Source organism: Pedobacter sp. ok626, from assembly GCF_900100435.1.
Lineage (GTDB): Bacteria > Bacteroidota > Bacteroidia > Sphingobacteriales > Sphingobacteriaceae > Pedobacter.
Genome location: NZ_FNEX01000018.1, coordinates 31,789 through 53,406 on the forward strand (window position 1 = coordinate 31,789; position 21,618 = coordinate 53,406).

A 21,618-nucleotide genomic window follows, 5' to 3' on the forward strand; every position below is an offset into this window, starting at 1 on the left:
TGTGTTTGTGTTCGTAATGTTAAAAAATAAGTTTCACATCTTAAAAAGAATACGAACTTAAAACGAACATTTTACACAAATAGTGTTAACAAACATTTTTCATCTTCGGATTTCAAAATCATCTGGCATTACCAGTGCCAAGCAAGGCTTCCAGCTTAAGCTCCAACTCCTCTCCTCTCAGATTTTTTGCCAGTATCTTTCCATCCGGTCCAACAAGGAAGTTGCTAGGTATGGCTTTCACAAAATATTTCACAGCCACTTCATTATCTCCACCCTTAAGATCCGAAACATTAGTCCAGCTAAGCCCATCATCTTTGATCGCTTTTAGCCAGGCTGTTTTTAGTCCAGCATTGTCTAAAGACACCCCCAATACAGTAAAATTCTTGTTTTTATATTTTTGATATACTTTTACCACGTTTGGATTTTCCTGTCTGCAGGGAGCACACCAGGAGGCCCAAAAATCTAACAGGACATATTTACCTTTAAAATCGGATAATTTAACCGGCTTACCATTGCTGTCATTTTGGGTGAAATCCATCGCCGGCTGGCCCACGGCCAATAGTCTGGTGGCATATATTTCGTCCTGAATTCGCTTACCTAAGGGGCCCGATTTTAAACGTGACGAGAATTTAGCAAACTCCCTTTCTGCAACTAAGGGATCAGCGGCAATAGGCACAACAGTTTTAAATAATATTAAACTATAATACGAATCAGGATTACTACGCATAAAATTAGCATGAATATTTTTCGCCTCGGCATCAAGCACCCTCAATTGTTCATTAAAACCCACTGTGTATAGGGAATCCTTCAATTGCTGAGGAGTTCCTGATTTATATTGGGCCATAATTTGATTCGCTTTGATTTGAATGCCCGCCATTACAGCTTTACATTTTGCGACATCATCATTAACCACAGAACCTTTTATTACCGCAGAGCTTACAGAATCGGTTGTTGAGTTGAGGCTTGTTGTCCCTGGTTCCAGAAAAAAATCAAGTAAATCTGAGGGGGTACGTCGGGTTTCAGTTCCCGGCATCTTCTCTCGTTTGATTTTTAAGTATGCTTTTGCTACTTCAGAAAGCGTACCCTTAAAAGTAAAAACACCATCCTTTATAATCGCAGAATCTATAGTCGTTTTCCCGTTTATAGTGTAGTAAAGGAAAGCCCTGGCGGGAAACGTCAGCGGTTTCAGCTTAGCATTTAGAATAAAATTTTGCTGGCCCAAGGTCATAAATGGCAGCAAACATAGCAATAGTAGTATTTTTTTCATGGTTGTTTAGGTTTTGGTTTAAATTCTTCTGCTTTGTATTTTGTCGTACTCTTTAACATAATCCGGATGCTCAGTCTTTAGTAGCTTGTCCCATATTCTGAAATACAATCCATAATTTCCTTTAAACTTACTATGATGCAAATTATGATGTACAGAGGTATTAAAGATCTCGAACAACCAGGTATTTCTAAACCATTTCGGAGCGATCTCGTACCCCAAATGCCCATAAACATTGATAGCGAAAGCAACAACAACAAACATTTCAAGTACAATAGGATGAATAGGAATCAGAAAAACAATTAAGATCAACACACCACCTTCTGTCCAGGCTTCAAAAAAATGAAACGAATAAGATGTCCAGGGCGATGGATTGGTAGATTTATGATGTAAAAGGTGTACGTGAGGGAAGATTACCTTGGCATGTAACAAACGATGCATCCAGTAAAAGTAGGTGTCGTGTATAATAAGACAAACAGGTAAACTTAGCCAGAACCACCATAAGGAATAATCTGTAACAGCCTCATAAACCTTTGTATAGCCTTTTAGCGGTGTAAACAACACCAAACAACCTATAATGGTAAGAATGACGGTAGTTTGCATAGAATGCCAGATATCGCGTATAAAATTAGATCTGTCAGCATCGCGCTGTTGAATCTTCGCTTTATGCAGTTTCCCGGCAAATAACTTGTAGCATAAGCCAAATGCGATACCTGCCATAATAAAATACCTAATTGTTGAAATGCTGAATAGCATTAAAGTTTTCTCTATCAATTCCGTTAACATTTCGATGCTTTAAATAAGATACCTTTCATGAACATTTATAATGAAGGCATTCGCTAACTAAAAAAGGGTGAAAAGAATTAAAACTAATTCCGTTCACCCTTTTTAGGGTTAGGTTTGCCTTACCTATTAAATCAAACATGATGATACTAACCAAACGTAATTTATCGCTACTCGTGTGTTCAGTTCTGCTAGGCTGTTCTCCTTTTAAAACACCTCAATTCAGGATGCCATCTCTGCTAGACGTTGAAGTTCTTAAATGGGACGGTAATAAGCCAACCATCCGTACAAAAGCGGTATGTTATAATCAGAATCATCTGGGCTTTCAGTTTAAAGGTGGAGAGGTAACCATTTTTCTAGATACCTTAAGATTAGGAAAAGCGCTCATTGATACGACATTCTATGTCCCAGCACAATCTGAATTTACCGTACCCGCCAATTTAAAGATTGACCTCGCCTATCTTTCCGCACATGGTTTAAAACTGGATAGTACAATGGTCACACTTGATGGAAAATTTAAAGGCAGCATTGCTGGGATTTCAAAAACCATAAACATCAACTATAAAGGACTCCATAACATTAACCTGATCATGGAGCCCTTTTAATTAAAAACTTATCTATTTTCCCAGTAATTTTTCTATCAACTGATCCATTTCCTCATTCAATCCTGATGACACCCGCATCAGGATTTTTCCATTCTGGTCAAGCAATAATTTAGTAGGGTAACTTGTAATACCGTAAGCCCCTACAATATCCGGAGCACCTGATCCTTCATCATTCAATACATGTACCCAGTTGATATCATCTTTCTTAATCGCTGCATGCCAGGCCTGTTTGCTCTTCTCCAAATCTTTGCTCTTTTCATTAGCTACAGCAACAATTTCAAGTCCTTTACCTTTATATTTACTGTACAATTCCTTTAAATGAGGATGAGTTTGTCGACATGGCACACACCAGCTGCCCCAGAAATCGAGCAAGACCAATTTACCACGATAGTCACTTAGCTTGATGGATTTTCCATATTGATTTTTACGGGTAAAATCTTTGGCATTCGTTCCTGTTGCTGTGACCTTTAATTTATCAATTCTTTCCTTTATGGTTACTGCAAGACTGGTGTTTTTAAGCCGCGGCGTTAGTTTTTGATAAGCTGCCGCATAGCTGTCGGCGCTATACATATGCTCCAGTCCATTTAGTACATACAGGCTGACAAAAGAATCCGGATATTCTGCTATAAACTTCCGTTTCATATTTAGCTTTTGTTTATTATACAACACGCCTTTGGTATTCAGCAATTGATAAATAGCTTCGCCGTCTTTTTCAAGATCCAGCAAATCAAGTTCCTTCCCAAGTGCCCTTTCTCCGATATCCGTTTCTAGGATTTGGTTCAATTGATTATAATCTGCTGTAATATCTTCATTGAGCAATTTTTCTTTAGCAAGAGCACTCAATATAACCTGCATGTTAAGGTCTGATAAGGGTACATCAGCACCTGTAGTATTGCCGCCAAAATTATCAACAGGTAGTAATTTATCTTTAAACAATTTCTCCTTCAGCTTTGCTTGCTGGATTGTCCCATCAGGACCGATTAAGAAACTGGAAGGTAATATCGTTACATCATACAGCTGTGCAGCCTTATTTCCTTGTCCATTAAGATCTCCAACTTGTAACCAAGGTACCTGATCCTCAGCTATCGCTTTTAACCATGCTTCCTTATTTTTATCAAGAGAAACGGCTAGAATGGCAAATTTACCCGTTGCTTTTAGTGCTTCATTCAAAGCTTTTAACTCGGGTTGCACAGCGCGACAAGGTTTGCACCAGCTAGCCCAAAAATCAAGTAATATATATTTGCCTCTAAAGTCAGATAGCCTTACCGAACGTCCCTCAGGATCAAAAAGGGTAAAATCTGGCGCGATTTGTCCGGGACGGATGGACAGTACAGTCCTTGCTCCATGACTGAGCTCCTTTCCCATTTCAGTATTTCGCAGTCGGTCAGACAATAAAAGATAGTTGGCCGTTACAACACTATCCCGGTATCCGACTAAATTCATCCATTCCAGGCTAACTCTTGAATTTGGATGTTTCCTGACAAAGTCGATCATAGCTTCTTTTTGAATCGTCTGACTGGCGCCTGAATAACGCTTCATTAATGCCGTCCGTTCCTGATTGTCGGCATTAAGTTGTGTTCCTTTAACAATACTACGAATCAGAGAGTCTTTACCCTGCACCTGTATAATCCCATTTTCAAGATAGATCGACTGACAGTCCATTGGCTCCGCACCAGGCTGCTTTCCGGCATGACCTAATAATAATGAAGCTTCCATAGCTTCTGGCACTGTTCCAGTAAATAAGAATGTGCCATTACTCACCTTACAGGAATCCTGTACCATTTTTGATCCGAGCTGATAAACCAGGTAAGCCTTAGTTTTAGCCGGCAGGCCTTCCACCCGCCCTTTTATAGTAAATTTTTGCTGCTGGCAAATCCCCATCAAGGGGACCGCCAGGATCAGCAGCGAGCATATTCTTTTCATCTGTATGTTTTGATTTAATCTGAGCTTAACGGTCAGCAGTAGGTCTACAAACGAGCAATACCCTGCAAATCAACTCCAAAAACCGTTTTATAGTAACTAATAATCATGTTATATTTCAGCTTATACTTTCCATTCGGATCATTCGCTGGCTTAAACAAGCTTTGTTCTAACTCCTCAACGGTTTTTGAAGCAATAACATTAATATATCCTTCAAAATCAGTATAAACATCCGCGGCTACTCCATCCACCGTTGGGTAAAAAACCCCGTTGGCCTTTGCCGTCCAAGAATACACATCATCATAATTAGTAGCTCTAACAAACGTTGGTGGTAAAGGGATTTTACCGAAACTCACAGCTTGCATCCAGAATTCCCTATGCAAATCTACCTTCATTACCTTCAGTTCATCCTCCGCCATACCTGTCAAACTGCTGCCGGCACGGCCAAAAGCAAAATGACTAAAAGTACTTACACTGTTAACAGGCGTAGCGAGTGTATCATTATCATTAGTAACTTCTCTGATTCTGGATGAAAGGATAATTTTATAGGGCAAAGCCTTCTTTAGAAAATCCGAACTGTAATACTTAAACAAATATTTGTCTAGTGCCACAAGTGCGGGTGCGATATAATTTTCGTCACCTTGATCAGCAACATAGGAAAGCTTATTGGAAATGTTCCAGTTAAAATCCTTTTCAGTAAATTTATATAACATATAGCAGCCATAGGTATGGTAAAAATCCACGATTTGCGTATCGTAAGGATGATTCCCCTGAGGAAGGCTATATTCGGGTGTAATCGTATCTGGTATTATGGCGGCCTCCTTTTTACAGCCCACAACCATAAGTAGAGCGATCAATGGGTATACTAAAGTTCTTAATTTCATGTCGATCTGATTAATGTCCAATACGTCGTGCCGGGTCCGGATTTCGGGTTAATTTTGCATTCTTATCTAATGCTACTTTAGGAATTTGAAGTACATAGCCGGGATCATGATCAAGAAGGACATACTTTAAGACTTGCACATCACTCTCATAATAGGAATGTGTAAAGGAAGGCATGCCGTGACGGCGAAGATCAAACCAACGGTGATTCTCTTCATCAAAAAATTCCCTTCGTTTTTCATCATAACATTTTTGCAGTAGGTCATCAGCACCTGAACTTACCAGGTCATGATAAGTTGCGGAAGTAAACCTTTTTTTCCTTAAGGTATTTAAATCATCCAAAGCCAGCTGGCCATTCCCTGTTTGCCCTAATTTATTCAATTGCGCATAAGCTTCAGCCCGGTTCAATAAAGCTTCTGACACCCGGAAAGCTTGCCCAACTTTCGCCACGTAACCAAGGGTTGGACGTTTAATGGATCTTTTATTTTTAAGGTAAATACTCGATCTTAAATCTCCCGTTTCAAACTTGGAAATCAGGTCATCAGAAAGGATATAACCGTAGCCTTCCTGACTAATCCCGTCAAAGATAAGCTCATCAGGATTACCATGTACCCATAAGCTTTCTTGATTCACTGGACCAATAATAGGTTTGCCATTTTGATTTGCAGCGCCCCAGGTGGTCAAATCCATTAAATCCGACTTTCTATTCAACACATTTGTTGTCGCATCAATCACCTTTTGCCAGTTGCCCAGCTGCAATTGCACCCTCGAGGAGAGCAAATAGCCAGCGATATGGTTAATGCGGTAAACGTTGTTATTTTTACCATTTCTTTCCAGGAATTCAATTCCTTTATCTAAGTCTTCTACGATTTGCTTGTAAACCTCTGCTACCGTATTGCGCGCTTTACCATCAAACGAAAGACCAGAGCTAAGCATTAATGGAACACCGGGATCTTTAGACGGATCTGATAATTTATCGCTATAAGGTTTGGCATAAAGATTAACCAGTTTAAAATAATAAAATGCCCGCAAAAGACAGGCCTGACCAACCACATTCTCTATTTCTGCAGTTGTACCAGTTACTTTAGGCGCATAATCTAAAACCATATTGCAGGTAAGAATGCGCGGATACAAGACAGTCCATGAAGCTGATCCCGCGGTTAAGCCATCTTTACCTACGCCCTCTGGCTGCCAGGTATAGGGAAAATACATATTATTACCATATTTATAAAATGCATCCTGGGCCACATCATCATCTAAAAGACGCAAGGTCCTATCATATCCAGGACCACTATTATTTACATAGGCCGCACCCAATAATAACTCGTTCAATGCAGAAGCAGATCTAGGGATAATATCCGTCTGAGACTGTTCTTCCAGAAATTTTTTGCAGGATGACACCAAAAAAAAGCCAGAAAGAAGAAGTAAAATAGATAAATTTCTTTTCATAATTTTTTATTAAAAAGTCACATTTAAACCCAGACTGAAGATTTTACTGATGGGCAAGGCCGTTGTGCCCACGCCATCAATTTCCGGATCCTGGCCTCTTAACTTTTTATCTGCGATTACAAATAAATTAGAAGCTGTTCCCGAAACTGAAATCTGCTTTACCTTCATCCGTTTAACCAGGTTATCAGCTAAGCGATAAGAAAAATTAATTGCATTGCATCTTAAGAAACTTCCGGATACCAGATTTGCATCAGAATGGTTGTACATATCATAACGACTCATACTAGAGGTGGTAGAACCAGTTTGATTTGTCATCACAACAAATCCTTCACCCTGCAGACCGTTATTTTTAGGATAGGCGGGTATATCAGTAAAGGCTTCATCGCCCGGTTTACGCCAGCGCTGCTCCAAAATTGCTGGCAGGTTTTCTTGCGTCATCGGGATAGATACGTCAGAAACTTTATAAACTGGATTTCTCAATCTTTTTGAACCTAGTTTAAAAGCAAAGGACATCCCCAGAGAAAAAGCATGATAATCCACAGAAGTATTTAATCCGCCACTAATCTTAGCCATACGTGATCCGGCTGGTTTTAAATAATCAACAAATGAACCCTTCGGCACCACTCCATCTTCATCTATCCCGTAAAACAGGGGTACCCCTGTTTTTGGGTTCAGTCCTTTAAATGAAAAAACATAAAATGTATTGATCGGCTGTCCTTCAACAAGTACAGTACCATTCAGATAATCTGTAACTATCGTACTGGTGGTTTCTATTGTGCCCTTCTCCAGGGTATTAAAGTTCTTTGCTGAATTTACAGACATCCGCCACTTCAAATTTTCCTTACGGATGAGGTTCATCCCCAGCTGCATTTCATAACCATAATTTTTAATATTACCCCCATTAACGAGCATGGTGGCCACACCATACTCCAGTGGAATAAATTTTGAAGTAATGGCGTCTGTGGTTCGTTTATGATAATAGGCCATGCCGAAATTCAGAAATGAATTAAATAGTGAGCCATTTACTTCCAGATTGAAACTTTTAGTTTTTTCCCACCTCAAACCTGGATAGGGTAAAGATTTGATATTCAAATAAAATTCGTTTGCCCCACCATTAAGTGCCGAATTAACGTCTGGTATAGTCAAAATCAGATCCGGACCTACTGAACTGATTACATTACCCTGAAATCCATAAGAGGCCTTTAAACCTAGGTCGTTAATAATTTTACTGTTTTGCAGCCACTTTTCAGCGCTGATATTCCATCTACCCGCAATACTCCAAACTGGTAAAAAACGCTGATTAGCAAACTGGCCAAAGCGGTTGGAAGCATCTGTTCTTATGTTTCCGTTTATGATATATTTATTTGCATAACTATAGCTTGCAGTAGCAAATAAAGACATGAAATTATTTAGCGTATTTGTCCGCTTTGGGCTGATCATAGGGATAGAATTGGGCACCATGGAAAACCCTTCGCCCCTGTCCCGTAAATATCCAGGAAGCAAGTTGTCCAAACCATCGTTTTTTACAGACCTGATCTCCTGTCCAGCCACAATATTAAACACATCATTCTCGGTAAAAATGCTCCGGTTAAATTCGGCCATATTACGTAGTGTATAGCTATATACTGATGAGCTTGATGGAAGCAAAACTCCACCAAAAGGTAGGATAGAATTTAGTTCCATAGCGCTCCCTGGTGTGACGGAACCATAATTATATCCCCTACTCAGCGCAACATAATTACTAAGCTCGGTAGCATATTGTTCAGAATTTAATGCATTCACATTTCCGCTTGCCAACGAAGTAAAGGTAAGCCCCCTAAGAATAAGATAGTTGAGACTCAACGAAGATGCCAATTGTGAATTCTTAACTGAACTTCCTGTCTGCTCAATCTCATTTAGGATATTATAATCCAATGGAGTAATAAAACCAAAAGAATCTTCTTTAATGCTTGGATAAACCAGTGATGGCGAAATTGCACGGCTGGTCTGTATCGCGTAGTCAAGTGGATTTACACTAAAATAACCGGAAGAGAACCGTTGACTTCCATTCAAATTAAAGTTTAGAGTAAGCTTTCTGTTCAACTGGGAATTTATGGCTACGGAAACACCACCTTCCCTTAGCCGATCTTTTTTTGCCGTACCTTGATTATCATCATAAGAAGCAGAAGAATAATAACTCGTTTTTTCACTACCACCAGAAAGGCTCAGATGCTGACTTACGTTCAGCGTATTTTGAAACAGTATACCAAACCAATCAGTATTCATCTTTTCTAAATCCGCTACCGCTTTCTGAAACTGTCCCTCCGTAATTTTCTTGTTCATCAGGTCCATAAAGGCACCTTCATATCCCATGTTAATAGGTACGCTTTGATAAGTATAGCCATCCTGATACATCTCTCTGGAAAACCGAACACGCTGCTGCGAATTCATTAGTTGCATATCACTATACTGTGGTCTACGCGAAGTACCTAAAGTGCTGGAATAACTAATCTCAGGCTTACCAGCCTTTCCTTTTTTAGTCGTGATCACGATTACCCCATTTGCGGCCCTGGTTCCATAAATTGCTGTAGCTGAAGCGTCTTTTAAAAAGGTTATACTTTCCACATCATTTACATTTAACCCACTAATGGAATTTCCTGTTAAACTGGCTTTTGATAGAATACCATCTTTCATTAAGTACATATCACGGCTAGTTGGCTCAACCCCCAAAAGGTTATCCGGATTAATAGCATTTGGGTTTTCCCGGATAATCCCGTCAACAACAATAATCGGATTTGCATTTCCAATCAAGGTAGAGGTCCCCCGCATTCGCATGGAAGGAATGGCATTCGGACTTCCCGAATTTTTCGCAATAGATAGTCCCGGAACCTTCCCCTGAAGCATGGAAACGATATTTGTAGCACCAGGTTCCTTAACTTCAGTCCCTTTTAAGGTATAAGTAGAGCTGGCAGACAAACGCTTATTCACAGTCTGGTAACCCGTTACCACGAATTCTTCCATCTCATTTAATTCCGATTCCAGTCTGACAGTAATCATTTCTCCCGATTTCGGCTTGACGGTTTTCTTTTGAAATCCAACAGACGAAAAAGTGAGGCTTCTCCCTTCTTCCAATAAAATGCTAAACGTGCCCTTTTCATTTGTAAATGTAGTAGAGGGCGTTCCGGTTACATTTACAGTCACTGCCGGGATCGGATTCCCCTTATCATCCTGCACCATCCCCTTCATAGTATTGCTAATTTTAGCTTCTTCATCCTCCTCTTCTTTGGGCGCAATCACCATTACTTTGTCCATCATCACAAAGGTGAGGGCAGAACCCTTCAATAGCCTTTTCATTACTGATTTGAGCGGTTCATTTTTAGCTATAAAAGTTTGGCGCGGGCTCTTCTGTACCAGTTCCTGATTGTACACGATCTTAACCGAAGTTTGCTTCATCACTGCCTGAATGATCTCTTCAAGCTTTCCATTACGGATATCGATGTTAACCTTATCTTCATTTTTTTGCTGTGCCAATGCTGGCTGCAGAAAAACAGTTAAAAACATGATGCCGTAAATCACGACACCTATTGTTCGATAAAAATAATTCATGAGTTTGGTTTAGTTGTCAATGCTGCGTTATTTTAGCAATCTTATTAAGGTGTTTTCCAGTGCTTTTGAACCAGGATTAGTACCATCCCGGAAGCCTACGCCTACGATTTTACCTGTCGGATCAATCAAAAAGTTGGCCGGAATACCCTGTACCTTGTAAGCCAATACCGCACTATTCTGCTCCGCTTTCAAATCTGACAGTTGTAACCATGGCATTTGCTCTTCAGTAATAGATTGCAGCCATTTTTCTTTGTCTTTATCAAGAGAAATACTTACAATGGTAAAATTCTTGTCCTTGAACTTTTCATAAACAGATTTTAATTCTGCAATTTCCGCTTTACATGGTGTACACCAGCTCGCCCAGAAATCAACCAACACATATTTGCCTTTAAAGTCGGCCAGGCTACTTACTTTCCCTTTCGCATCGGGCTGACTAAAGTCTGGTGCCTGCTTATCTATCCATTGCGCCCTAGAACCTGTGAGCCCAGACAACATAGCTGTTGTGATCTGATTTTTAGCCCTGCCGGTAAATTTATTCAGATAAGCCAATGTCTCCTCACGAGAAAGCATGTTAGGCAAAACTGCATTGAGCAAATAGGTAGACGAACCCGAATTCAAATGATTGTCGATCCATTTTTTACCACTTGCAGTAACCTTTTGCGTCAACATAGTGATCTGCGCCGCAATTGAGTTCGCAGCAGACTCATCCCCTATCTTTTTGGCTTCAGCTAATTCGATACTTAGTGCATCAATTTTATCAAGGTTAGCATAAGATTCCGCCATCGCTTTTTCCATAGCTATCCAATCCGCTACAAAAGCATCTCCACTGAAAGTCGCCCCCTTAAACCCCGTTCCATTTCCCACAATATTCATTTTTCCCCCTTCCAGGTATACGACCATTCCCAACCCGGTTTTCTCGGGATTTTTGCCGGCCTGCAAAATAAATGTAGAACCTCCGCCTTTCATCGGATTAGTGAAAGAGAAGCTATTGTTTTTAACGTAGGTTGAATCTGTGGTTTTATCGATAGGATTCCATAGATAAACCACGTCATCGTTAATCAGCTCCGGCATTTTAGCCGTAAGCTCTAGTTTATCCTGAGCAGAAACACTAAGGGCGAAAATACTCAGACCTAAAAGTGATAATATTGATCTTTTCATTATTTTAAGATTAGTTTATGGTTAGTTTAAATTGCTTTTTCTTTAATATGACAATGTTTTCGCCTGCGCGCTTCAGTATAAGTGCATGAGGAAGGAGCAGGCCATTTACGGATTTATACTCTGCCATATCCAGGCTTGAATACAACAGATTAAAATCTTCAGCCCCGACATAGATCTCTTTCACCTTTAAGCCGCTACTAACTTCATAATAGCACTTTCTTTCTCCAGGTTTACCCTTATCCAGATGAAGCACGTAAACATCGGTACCATTTATATTTTGTATGGTCTCTTCCAGCTGCATATCGGATTCAAGAACTTGTAGCTCAGGAAACAACTGACACATCTGCTGAATACTTTTCTTTTGTGTGGTGTTTAGCTCTACTTGTGTACCCATTTGTTTATACAGCACATCATTCTCCTTTGTGGTGTATTTATGCAAGGGATAGGAGAGATTGGAAAGCCTGATTTCTGTACCACATTGACCTTCATTGACAGTTCTGATGAAGGCATATTCAACTTCACCAACAAGCTTAAAGTACTCAAGCTCTGCCTTAGACACTTTCATAGCCTTATTTCTTCCACCAACAGCTTGGAGATATTGCTCAATAACTTTTTTTGCTGTAACTCCAGTAGGCACAGGTTTACGTACAGTACTGCCCTGCCAGGTATTATTGCTATAATCCTGATCTGGGAGGCATTGATCGGGATCAATCTTCACAGAGATGACCGTACTAGTTGAGGGATAATGGAAAACCCATTCCGGACCTTTCTGCCAAATTTCTGCAGGAAGTTTAACCCGATTTATATTCCCGTTGAATTCAATAACCTCTACCACAACCGGCATCACCATCTTTCCTTTATTCAGAAGCTTAATATTTATACCTTTCTCTGGTTGCTTATCAACATACGCAACCTCTGTTAGGGATTGGTCCAACCTCCAGTCATTCAAAAACCAGCTTTGCCAGAACCAGGAAAGATCTTCTCCCGTCGCACTTTCCATGTAACGGAAAAAATCTGAAGGCATAGGATGTTTAAATTTCCAATCGGCGATAAATCCACGAAATGCAGGATCAAATCGTTCGGCTCCTAAAACCTGCGTTCTCAAGAGGTTTATTGCAATTGCCGGCTTCATATAAGAGAGTAAAGCAAAATTATTGTAGGTAAGCAGTTCAGCAGGAGTAGCAGCAGTTTGTCCAGGTTTTGCTTTGGTAAGCCATTGTACCGCATCTGGCATCTCAAACGCAGTTTGGCGTTTTAGCTGTTCTCCATTTACATGATTGATAAATGAATTTAAACCTTCAACCATCCAACCATGTCGACCATTACCCGCGACCATGATGTTAAACCAGTTGTGACCAAGCTCATGGTTCAATATCGGCCATACACCATTTGCCATCCCATTTGATTTATAATAGAGAAAACAAGCCCCAGGCCCAGCAATCCCTGTAACTAAGCCACCGATATTTACAGCCGTAGCATAAGGATAAGGCCCCCAGAGTTTTGAATAGTTTTCCAATATCTTTTTCATGGATTGTGCAGACTCCTGCCAAACAGCATAATTGCTTTCCACAGGATATAAAGACATAGCTAAGGCCGGTGCTTTACCAGGGATATTTACTTTTACAGCATCCCAAATAAAAGCCTTTGATAAGGCAAAAATCGCATCACCGGCGTTATCAGCCTTAAAGTGCCAGGTGGAGCGACCACCAGGAGATTTTGTTGCCGACAGGTTAATTTCTTCTGGCCTGCGAATCCGAACGGTCGTATCACTGTTAGCCGCTTTTAGCAACCGTTCATATTGCAATTTTGTTAAAACCTCCCTGGGATTTACAAGGCTGCCAGTGCCCTGAACTATCATTTCAGAAGGTACATTTATCGAATAATCTATAGTACCCGGTTCCACATAATAACCTGCATTCGTGTTCCAACCTTTGATGTTGTCATAAACAACTACACGGGGAAACCAGGACGAGATCTGATAAATGGATCCGTTTAAGGAGGGCATCACCCCCATAAAGTCAGATCCTTTCACAGGCAGTGTAAAATGATAATTAATGCTCAGTGTAATACTTTTTGAAGGTTTTAGTGTATTTGGAAGGTTGATTTTGAGTTGGTCGTTCATTAGCTCATAACCTGCCCTGGCTACCTGGTTCCTGGATTTACCTGGGACCGAGACCGCATCCAACACGAAGCCTTCGGTATACTCCTGAATACCGAAACGGCTCCCATTTATCGGAGTGAGTGCCGAAGCACGTGAGTCTTTCCTAAAACGGTTCTGTGCTAGACCAACCCAGATTTCTTGTAAATCATGAGGGCTATTATTGGTATACCTGACCGTCATTTTAGCGGAGAAAACTCTTGATAAAGTATCAAAACGTCCCACTATTTTATAGTCTGCTTTATTTTGCCAATACCCAGCTCCCGGCCTGCCGTTTGCAGTTCTGTACAAATCGTCTGGCGGATAACTCATAGACTTAAAAGTTTCATGAGGATCAAAGAGCACTGCTTGCTGCGCGTACAATGGCTCGATGAAAAAAGCCATGGCCACAAGCCATAAGCAAAGTGTGATGCTTATCTTTTCTCTTTGTACCATTGGTCGACTTTCTCCTTAAATGATTTTTGATTCGGGTGTTCTAGGTGCGAATCGAGAAAATTTCCCTTTCGATCTAAAACAATATATCGTGGATAGGTATTCATCTTATAGATATCTCTAAAGAAATCATGATCTTTTGACCCATTTACAAGATGCAAATTGATTTCCTGCTCCATCTTGTGTTCTTTTATATATTCCCGCCAGTCAATCCCATCCTTTGTCTCCAAGGCAATGGTAATGAATGCGACATCGGTACTGTCCTTGTAATTTGCTGCAATGGCCCTAAATAATGGGAGTGTTTCCTTGCATGGTCCACACCATGTACCCCAACAATCTATGACCAACATTTTACCTTTAAAATCAGATGAGCGAACCAATTTTCCGTCCGTATCTGGCAAAGCGAAATCAGGAGCAGGCTTACCTACCTGCAAGTTTTCATAGGTATGATAAAATGCTTCAAACGCTTTGATATCTTCTGCATTCGTTAATGCCCTTCTAATTTTCGGATAAAATTCATCGAGCTCCGAAGTCAATCCTTTCGTACGAAAAAGTGCATAATAAAATGGAATGATGTTCTTTTTTATTAAAAACTGGTTTTTGTCCTGTAATATTGGTGCCCATTTTTCAAATCTGGATGCTGCGGGATTGATCAATGCTTGTCCCTCTTCGAACCCAACGACGTAATTATGAACCATCTCCTCACGGCAAATCCTACCCAAATCCGTTCCTTTAAAGCCTTCGCCCTTTAAATACCAATCGGCGAAATTATCTGGCAAAGTATTGTTGTCCTTATGCAGTTTCAAATAAGTTTGTTTAATCTGCATCCGAAGCAAACCTGTATAACGGCGTAGTAAGGACAACTCAGCAGGCTTTACTACTCCTGCTTTCTTAAGCAAGACCTCTCCCCTTTCATTCAGCTTTTTAAGATCAACAATCAACTCTTCTAGATTCATCTTAGCCAACTTATCGGTTGAAATCTCGTACAAGCTGTCCATTTGATAAGGAAGACTTTGTCTGAAGCCCTCAATTCCATTAAAATTAACCGTAGGACGAACTGTCCGTGATTTAGCACGAATCATCAAATTAACATCCTGAGCTCCGCTTATAAATACCGGAATCTGATTCAAGGATATAATCTGTAAGGCGAATGGCAAATCTTTTTTAATTAAAATCTGACCTGACTTTTTAGGCATAACCATCTCTGTTTCCCAAACAGTTTCATCCTGATCTTTTAAATGAGAAAACGCGACAAAATGTAGGTCCGGACAATTAACTGTTACATTAAGCCTGATCTTTCCCGAAGGTTCGTCTGCAGCACGAAGCCCACTCGACGCTAATATCAATAGCGTAAAGCAGCACAAGAATAATTTTAACTTCATTATAGTTTAGGTTGGTTTTTAGTATAGGCGAGGCTAGTACTAAAAAGGGTGAAAACAATTGCAAATTATTTTCACCCTTTTGTGATAAGCGATAAAAACTTAGCGCGATTTTACTTGTATTTTATTTCCCTCAATCCTAAAATCAACCTGATTACTACTAAATTTAATGTTGTTTAAAATCTTGCTTACATCTTGTGTTTTAGGCATATCAATAGTAAAATGCAGATTTTTAAGTGCATCATTTTCAAAATTGAATTCCAGATTATACTCGCGTTGCAGGCGAGCTGCAATTTCTTCCAGCCTACTGTTGTCGAAATAAATATCCGAATCTTTCCATGCAGTATAAACTCTTAAGTCTGACTCAGTTTTAGACAATTGTTTTTCCTGCTTATTGTATTTACCCAGTTCGCCAGGCAATAGATAGACGGATTGATTTCCTGTCTCCAGACTAACCTTTCCACGTTCAAGCGCGGTGTGGATCACATTCCCAAAGGTGCTGATACTAAATGCTGTACCCAGCACCTTCACATTCAGGTTTTTCAAATGAACTATAAAGGGCCTGGCGGCATTGTGGCTCACATCAAAATAAGCTTCTCCCTCTAATGTCACCTCTCTTTTTGCCGCTGAAAAAAATGTAGGGTAGCTTAGTTTTGACCCCGAATTTACCCATACCACCGTACCGTCACTGAGTTCCAGCTTGGTATACTTACCATTAGGCACCTCAACCACATTCATTTGTAATTCAGTTCCTTCTTTAAGCAAATCCCCTTCCTTTTGATAGATAAGGGTACTGCCATTCAAAGTGGCACCTTCAGATTTTAAGACTTTTACCTGGCTTGCTGCCAGTTCAACAGTCTCCCCATTTGCCAGCGTAAGCTGAATCTGATCTGACACCTTCGGGGTAGATTTAACCCCATCATTCTGTTTTAAGAACAACCACCATGCTGGTGCCATCACAAGAGCGATTAAGGCGGCTACAGCCATTGCCTTATATAACTTTTGGCGATTAACTACACCTGTTTTCAACTGTTCCTTTTCTTTATGCCTTGCCTGTAATTCTTCCCAGCCTGCCGCCACCGGAAATTTATGCTCCGGATTTTCTTCCTTTAACCTCATATTTGTTTCTTCTGCCAGTAATAGCAATTCAAGCTCCTCTTCATTCAACTCCTCGGCATCCTGATCGTTTTCATAATTGCCTTCTATATGCTTCAACAGCTTATCCCAGTTTAACTTTTCTTCCTGATCCATATCCCTGTTAATAAAATCCAATCCATATACCAACTAAAACCATTATTCTGACCAATGACTGGCACTCACGTCGTAAAAACTCATAGGATAGTTTGATATGTGTTTTGACCGTATTTACCGAAATATCCAGCTGTTCAGCAATTTCCGTATATTTTAATCCCTCCTTGTTACTCAATAAAAACACATGCCTTCGCTTTTCAGGCATTTGTCCGATAATTTCCCATAACACCAAATCGCGTGCAGTCTCATGTTCCTGTACATCCTGTTCCGAATAACTGGCCATGTTCGCGGTCTTTTTCCGCAGCAGTTCATCATTAAAATCTACCTTTTTCGACTTTTTCCTATAACTCAATGATGCATTCCTTACAGCCCGAAAAGCATAGCTTTTAAAGCTGGCATGGATTTCTATCGTTGACATTTTATCCAGGCAATAGAGAAAAAAATTCTGAACAATATCCTTGGCGACCTCTTCATCTTCTACGACTTTATAGGCAATAGCACATAAAAAGGAATAATGCTCCCGAAATAAAGGTTCTATCTTTGAAAGATCTGCCATCGGCCTTATAGTTTAAGTATTGGGTTATTTAACTTCAATAATTTTAGTCACAATATCCAGACTTTTATCGATGTATAAGTCTGCTGAGAGCCCATCTATCCACTTCGTATACCATTCATTACCTGGATCAGCACTTTGATCCAGCATTCCCTTCACTTTATTCTTTTTAAATTCAGACAGCAGTATTGCCTGGTCAATATTCCGGGAAAATGCCGATAATTTGGCTTGTTCTTTACTAAATTTATCTAAGTTCAGGCTTACTGGATTAAGTTGGTTTTGCGCTAGCAATTTACTGTTTTCATCCACAATCCTAAACTTTTCATCCTGCCCAACTGATTCTTTTGCTAAATGCAAGATATTTTTCCAAACTGATGCTTTATTGAATTCTGTATAAACCGCCGGCTGAATACTATCCCAGGCCAAGGCTGTTGAATTGTCTTTTTCTCTGATCTTCAAATAAGCAAGCTTCCCTGGTAAAACTACATCTGCTCTTACTCCTCTCAACTGTGTTGAGGCTCCATTAACCCTGTAAAACTGGTGCTGGGTAAGTCTTAAAGATCCGTAACTTATATTTGGAGTTCCCTTGGTCTTATCTCCCATTTTTCCCATTGGGAGCGTTGCTTGGGCCGTTCCTTTTCCATAAGTCGATGGGCTACCAATGATAATTCCACGATTATAATCCTGAATTACTGCGGCAAATATTTCCGAAGCCGAGGCACTTTGTTCGTTCACCAAAACAACAAGAGGACCCGCGTACAGAGGAGCTCCGTTTGTAGTATGTATTTTTAGTTCATTTGGATCCTTAATTTGAACTTTAGGTCCCGCTCCTAAAAAGTAACCACTCATTTTAACCACTTCATCCAATGATCCGCCACCATTACCGCGCAGATCAAAGATGATTCCGTTCACATTTTCGGCTTTTAATTTAATCAGCTCTCTTTGCACATCATCAGCAGAACGGATTCCGGCAGGGTTTACCATGTCGACGTAAAACTCCTGCAAATAAATGTAGCCAATTTTATAACCGTTCTTTTCAATAATGGCGCTCCTGGCCCTTCCCTCTTCATCCTTTATTTCGCTTCGCTTCAGCGCAACGGTTTTCTCCTGTCCGCTACTTTTCAACAGCCCCAAAGACACTTCAGTATCCTTTTCGCCTCTGATCATATCTGCAATATCAGTGATTGGAATTCCCGTAACATCAAGCATAGCCCCTTTTGCATCACTAATGCTCAAAATCCTATCATTGACATCCACTAATCCACTTTTTATGGCCACTCCTCCTGGCCTTAAGGCTTTGATGAACACATCACCTTCCTTATCCTGAAGCTCTAATCCCAGGCCATAGAATCGTTTTGCCATCTGGTCATTAACACTCCTTGCCTTCACCGGAGGAAAATAGGAAGTATGAGGATCAACTTCAAGCGTAATGGTATTGATGTATTGACTAAATCTTTCATTTAAGGCCGAAGGCCCCGTTAGGTTTTTAAATGTATTGGAAACCCATTTGCCAACTTTTACTCTGGCTTCCTTTTCTAAAGCAGCATTCTGCCCTTTACCATTGTTCAGATCTGACATTTTTTTCAATACCAGGTATTTGGCTTTTTTCTGCCACAACTGCGTCAATACCGCTTGGTTACTGGCAAAGTCGCGTAAATCTCCATTAAGTTGAATGCTTTCATTTTTACTGAAGTCAAAAGGCTTTTCCAGGATTCTTTTGTAGCCCCCGGCAGCCTCATTTAGTCTTTTATGAAAGATCTGGTATGCCGCGGTAAAAAAGTCAGAAGACCCATCATGCAATTCATTATCGATAGCCAACTCATACTTCTTTAGGTATTCGAGATCACTTTTCAAAAACACATCCTTATTCGGATCCAGGCCATTCAGAAATTTCGTCCATATAATTTTAGAGAAATTATCATCAATAGATTTAGGCCTTACATGCTTTGTTTCCAGATTCTGGATCACCCTTAGTATTGTATTTTTTTGAATGGCCGCAATGTCGGGAACTTCTGACTGCCCCATTGTGCCCTGCAGCGATCCTAAAAAAAATACTGCAGCACAAAAGGCTGATTTAAACACATTTAAATGGCTGTTATTATTCATCATTCTTGTTAATTTCAGTTGTCATTTTCGCAACATTCACAAATACACCGATAGATGCAATATCCGGTAAATGTGAATACATAATTTTTTGATCACTTATAATCATATGCCTTGTCAGGTTCATTAGCATAAACTGATTAGTAAATTCATTCTTATTTAAGGGCGAGAGCTGCAGTACATGAGGGCTTGTAAAGGCCTCGACGGCCGTGTTACCCAGCTTAATATTTTTCCCCATATCTATACGAACAAAAAGAATTGAATCCTTATCCGCGAAAGAATCAGCGACCTTTTCAAATGCTTTTTTTTGCGCCAGTATACTATCAGCCGACTTATTACTAAATAGTACCTGCATTACCAAAACTTTTCCCTTAAATGAAGCGGGTGTTAAAATTTCTCCTTTGCTAGTTGTTAAACTAAACTGAGGACTAATAGCTCCTCGTTCAATGAGTTTATACCTCTCGAGCAAAATCCTCGTATCCGCGATGAACGCCTCATCTTTAATTGTCAGTTCCGCATCTTCAAATAATGATTTTAGCTCATCAGATAAACCTTCTTTTCCAAGGCCTGCCTTCAAAACCTTATTAAAATAAGTCTTTTTTAGCGCCGTATTTTTCACATTATAAAGCAGATAGCTTGCCTTGTTTATAGCTGAGCTGGTACAGATTTCCTCTCCTTTAACCAGTTTGCGTAAGTTAAAATAGGTATCAAAATATTTAACAGGATTTTTGATGGTCTTACTTAACAAGGCATGGTCAATGTCTAACTTCTCGAATGCAGCTTCCATCATTTTTTTTGAAGAAGGATCCGTATTCCCGGTCTTCACCCATACATCTGCTGCAAGATAATCTGCATATAGCTTTCCCATCCTGGCATTGGAAATCTTGTCTATAGATGGCTGAAGTAATTTCTGGCCAAAAACATGCCCAACCTTTAAGAAAATCATCAAAACAATTATTACTATATATTTCATCTATTTGTCTTTAAGTGTTTTTTCTATTTCTACTTCAAGTGTATTCTTCAATTCAAAGTCTATTGAAGCCGCAACCTTTCCTTCGCCATTTACAACTACCAAAAACGGGATGCTATCAAATCCAAAAACACTTCTCAAACCATCCTTATCAAAGCCTTTTTCGTCTCTTACCTGAGGCCATTCCATTTTTTCCTGTTCCAATGCTTTTTTCCATTTTTCATCCTCACTATCCATGGAAACAGCAAGAAAAACAACATTCTTATCTTTAAATTTATTGTACAGTTCCCTTATATGTGGAATTTCTCTCCGGCATGGCGCGCACCAGGAAGCCCAGAAATCGATTACTATTGTTTTACCTGCATACTCGCTCAAATCAGACTTACTACCGTTTACATTTAGCACTTCGAATACCGGAACCTTTCGTCCGGGTTGTGTTTTTGCCATCATGTCTATTTTTTTCTTGAGCAATCTCCCATAATGCATTTCTTTGGCACGGTTACCTAACAATGCATAATGTTCTACCACTCTCCTATAGGGAAAATTGGCATAGAGATTTACCAGGTACCCCGAAAGCTCATTATCATTTTGCTCCTTAATAAAATTTGCAAGGTCCGTTGGCTTCAGGAGCCTCCATTTAATATACAGGTCATTAAGGGGGCTCCCTTTTAACAGATCGACGGTTAAATGATTTACATCCCCTTCAAAGGTCATATTGGTGTTCTCCAACAATACCATTACCCCAGAGCGGTTGATGTTTAAATAACATGATGTGGCATATTCCATTTCCCCTTTAATAGTGAAACGACCATTTTCAATTTCTACCGGGCCTGCAATCACCTTATTATCTTCAGATCTAGTGATCCAGGCTTTCCCATATTTTGCACCGGTAATTTCTCCCTTGATGACAAAACCGGCATAGGCTACATTAAAAAAAGGCGCCAAAAATAGCATTAAGTAAAAGGGTCTTAAATTCATTCGTCTGGTTGGTTTAGCTGATAAAATTCGCCTGATGGCGGTATAATATTTTATAAGGCGAACAGAAACGAAAAAAGGGTGAACAGATTTTAAAAAAAATCTATTCACCCTTTTAAAGGTCTTTTATAATACTTAATTATTTCTTATC

15 protein-coding genes are annotated in these 21,618 nt (G+C 39.9%); 1 reads left to right on the forward strand and 14 read right to left on the reverse strand.

From position 1 onward, the window contains the following. Positions 1-118: 118 nt before the first annotated feature. Together BLS35_RS22000 and BLS35_RS22005 are read right to left on the reverse strand one after the other, a co-directional pair. Positions 119-1,267 carry a TlpA disulfide reductase family protein gene (locus BLS35_RS22000; RefSeq protein WP_090785589.1) on the reverse strand — a complete coding sequence of 383 codons (1,149 nt, stop codon included), beginning with the start codon at positions 1,265-1,267 and terminating at the stop codon, positions 119-121. An 18-nt stretch (positions 1,268-1,285) separates the two neighbouring features. Beyond that, positions 1,286-2,050, reverse strand: coding sequence for a sterol desaturase family protein (locus BLS35_RS22005; protein WP_090785590.1), 765 nt, complete (start codon positions 2,048-2,050; stop codon positions 1,286-1,288). 137 nt (positions 2,051-2,187) lie between these two features. Here BLS35_RS22005 and BLS35_RS22010 point away from each other — a divergent pair, with 137 nt between their 5' ends. Then, the gene (locus BLS35_RS22010) at positions 2,188-2,652 is read left to right on the forward strand and encodes an LEA/WHy family protein (RefSeq protein WP_132226013.1); all 465 of its coding nucleotides are present in this window, start codon (positions 2,188-2,190) and stop codon (positions 2,650-2,652) included. A gap of 12 nt (positions 2,653-2,664) precedes the next feature. Here BLS35_RS22010 and BLS35_RS22015 read toward each other — a convergent pair whose 3' ends face one another. The 12 genes from BLS35_RS22015 to BLS35_RS22070 form a co-directional block, all read right to left on the reverse strand. After that, on the reverse strand, positions 2,665-4,575 hold the full coding sequence (locus BLS35_RS22015) for a TlpA disulfide reductase family protein (protein WP_090785592.1): 1,911 nt from the start codon (positions 4,573-4,575) through the stop codon (positions 2,665-2,667). A 44-nt stretch (positions 4,576-4,619) separates the two neighbouring features. After that, the gene (locus tag BLS35_RS22020; RefSeq protein WP_132226014.1) at positions 4,620-5,456 is read right to left on the reverse strand and encodes a hypothetical protein; all 837 of its coding nucleotides are present in this window, start codon (positions 5,454-5,456) and stop codon (positions 4,620-4,622) included. Between the two features lie 10 nt (positions 5,457-5,466). Continuing rightward, complete coding sequence (locus BLS35_RS22025; protein ID WP_090785594.1) at positions 5,467-6,903, reverse strand: RagB/SusD family nutrient uptake outer membrane protein; 1,437 nt, start codon at positions 6,901-6,903, stop codon at positions 5,467-5,469. Positions 6,904-6,912: 9 nt separating this feature from the next. Then, positions 6,913-10,488: a SusC/RagA family TonB-linked outer membrane protein gene (locus tag BLS35_RS22030; RefSeq protein WP_090785595.1), complete on the reverse strand. Its 3,576-nt coding sequence runs from the start codon at positions 10,486-10,488 to the stop codon at positions 6,913-6,915. A 27-nt stretch (positions 10,489-10,515) separates the two neighbouring features. After that, complete coding sequence (locus tag BLS35_RS22035; protein ID WP_090785596.1) at positions 10,516-11,646, reverse strand: TlpA disulfide reductase family protein; 1,131 nt, start codon at positions 11,644-11,646, stop codon at positions 10,516-10,518. A 10-nt stretch (positions 11,647-11,656) separates the two neighbouring features. Next, the gene (locus BLS35_RS22040; protein WP_090785597.1) at positions 11,657-14,239 is read right to left on the reverse strand and encodes a M1 family metallopeptidase; all 2,583 of its coding nucleotides are present in this window, start codon (positions 14,237-14,239) and stop codon (positions 11,657-11,659) included. Next, positions 14,218-15,618 (reverse strand): TlpA family protein disulfide reductase, encoded by a 1,401-nt coding sequence (locus BLS35_RS22045; protein ID WP_090785598.1) that lies wholly within the window; start codon positions 15,616-15,618, stop codon positions 14,218-14,220. Before BLS35_RS22045 ends, BLS35_RS22040 begins: the two co-directional genes overlap by 22 nt. A 99-nt stretch (positions 15,619-15,717) precedes the next feature. Continuing rightward, the gene (locus BLS35_RS22050; protein WP_132226015.1) at positions 15,718-16,866 is read right to left on the reverse strand and encodes a FecR family protein; all 1,149 of its coding nucleotides are present in this window, start codon (positions 16,864-16,866) and stop codon (positions 15,718-15,720) included. Positions 16,867-16,873: 7 nt separating this feature from the next. Continuing rightward, positions 16,874-17,422: an RNA polymerase sigma-70 factor gene (locus BLS35_RS22055; protein ID WP_090785600.1), complete on the reverse strand. Its 549-nt coding sequence runs from the start codon at positions 17,420-17,422 to the stop codon at positions 16,874-16,876. Between the two features lie 24 nt (positions 17,423-17,446). Then, entirely contained in the window at positions 17,447-19,528 is a 2,082-nt protein-coding gene (locus BLS35_RS22060; protein WP_090785601.1) for a carboxy terminal-processing peptidase, read from the reverse strand. Then, entirely contained in the window at positions 19,518-20,495 is a 978-nt protein-coding gene (locus BLS35_RS22065) for a hypothetical protein (protein WP_132226016.1), read from the reverse strand. Before BLS35_RS22065 ends, BLS35_RS22060 begins: the two co-directional genes overlap by 11 nt. Next, a complete protein-coding gene (locus tag BLS35_RS22070; protein ID WP_090785603.1) occupies positions 20,496-21,470 on the reverse strand; it encodes a TlpA disulfide reductase family protein in 975 nt (324 codons plus the stop codon). Positions 21,471-21,618 lie beyond the last annotated feature (148 nt).

Excerpts from the sequence above, each read along its gene's own strand:
- BLS35_RS22040 (WP_090785597.1), bottom strand. The coding sequence starts at position 14,239 with ATGGTACAAAGAGAAAAGATAAGCATCACACTTTGCTTATGGCTTGTG.
- BLS35_RS22000 (WP_090785589.1), bottom strand. The coding sequence starts at position 1,267 with ATGAAAAAAATACTACTATTGCTATGTTTGCTGCCATTTATGACCTTG.
- BLS35_RS22045 (WP_090785598.1), bottom strand. The coding sequence starts at position 15,618 with ATGAAGTTAAAATTATTCTTGTGCTGCTTTACGCTATTGATATTAGCG.
- BLS35_RS22015 (WP_090785592.1), bottom strand. The coding sequence starts at position 4,575 with ATGAAAAGAATATGCTCGCTGCTGATCCTGGCGGTCCCCTTGATGGGG.
- BLS35_RS22035 (WP_090785596.1), bottom strand. The coding sequence starts at position 11,646 with ATGAAAAGATCAATATTATCACTTTTAGGTCTGAGTATTTTCGCCCTT.
- BLS35_RS22065 (WP_132226016.1), bottom strand. The coding sequence starts at position 20,495 with ATGAAATATATAGTAATAATTGTTTTGATGATTTTCTTAAAGGTTGGG.
- BLS35_RS22055 (WP_090785600.1), bottom strand. The coding sequence starts at position 17,422 with ATGGCAGATCTTTCAAAGATAGAACCTTTATTTCGGGAGCATTATTCC.
- BLS35_RS22025 (WP_090785594.1), bottom strand. The coding sequence starts at position 6,903 with ATGAAAAGAAATTTATCTATTTTACTTCTTCTTTCTGGCTTTTTTTTG.
- BLS35_RS22020 (WP_132226014.1), bottom strand. The coding sequence starts at position 5,456 with ATGAAATTAAGAACTTTAGTATACCCATTGATCGCTCTACTTATGGTT.
- BLS35_RS22050 (WP_132226015.1), bottom strand. The coding sequence starts at position 16,866 with ATGGATCAGGAAGAAAAGTTAAACTGGGATAAGCTGTTGAAGCATATA.
- BLS35_RS22010 (WP_132226013.1), top strand. The coding sequence starts at position 2,188 with ATGATGATACTAACCAAACGTAATTTATCGCTACTCGTGTGTTCAGTT.
- BLS35_RS22005 (WP_090785590.1), bottom strand. The coding sequence starts at position 2,050 with ATGTTAACGGAATTGATAGAGAAAACTTTAATGCTATTCAGCATTTCA.
- BLS35_RS22070 (WP_090785603.1), bottom strand. The coding sequence starts at position 21,470 with ATGAATTTAAGACCCTTTTACTTAATGCTATTTTTGGCGCCTTTTTTT.
- BLS35_RS22060 (WP_090785601.1), bottom strand. The coding sequence starts at position 19,528 with ATGATGAATAATAACAGCCATTTAAATGTGTTTAAATCAGCCTTTTGT.
- BLS35_RS22030 (WP_090785595.1), bottom strand. The coding sequence starts at position 10,488 with ATGAATTATTTTTATCGAACAATAGGTGTCGTGATTTACGGCATCATG.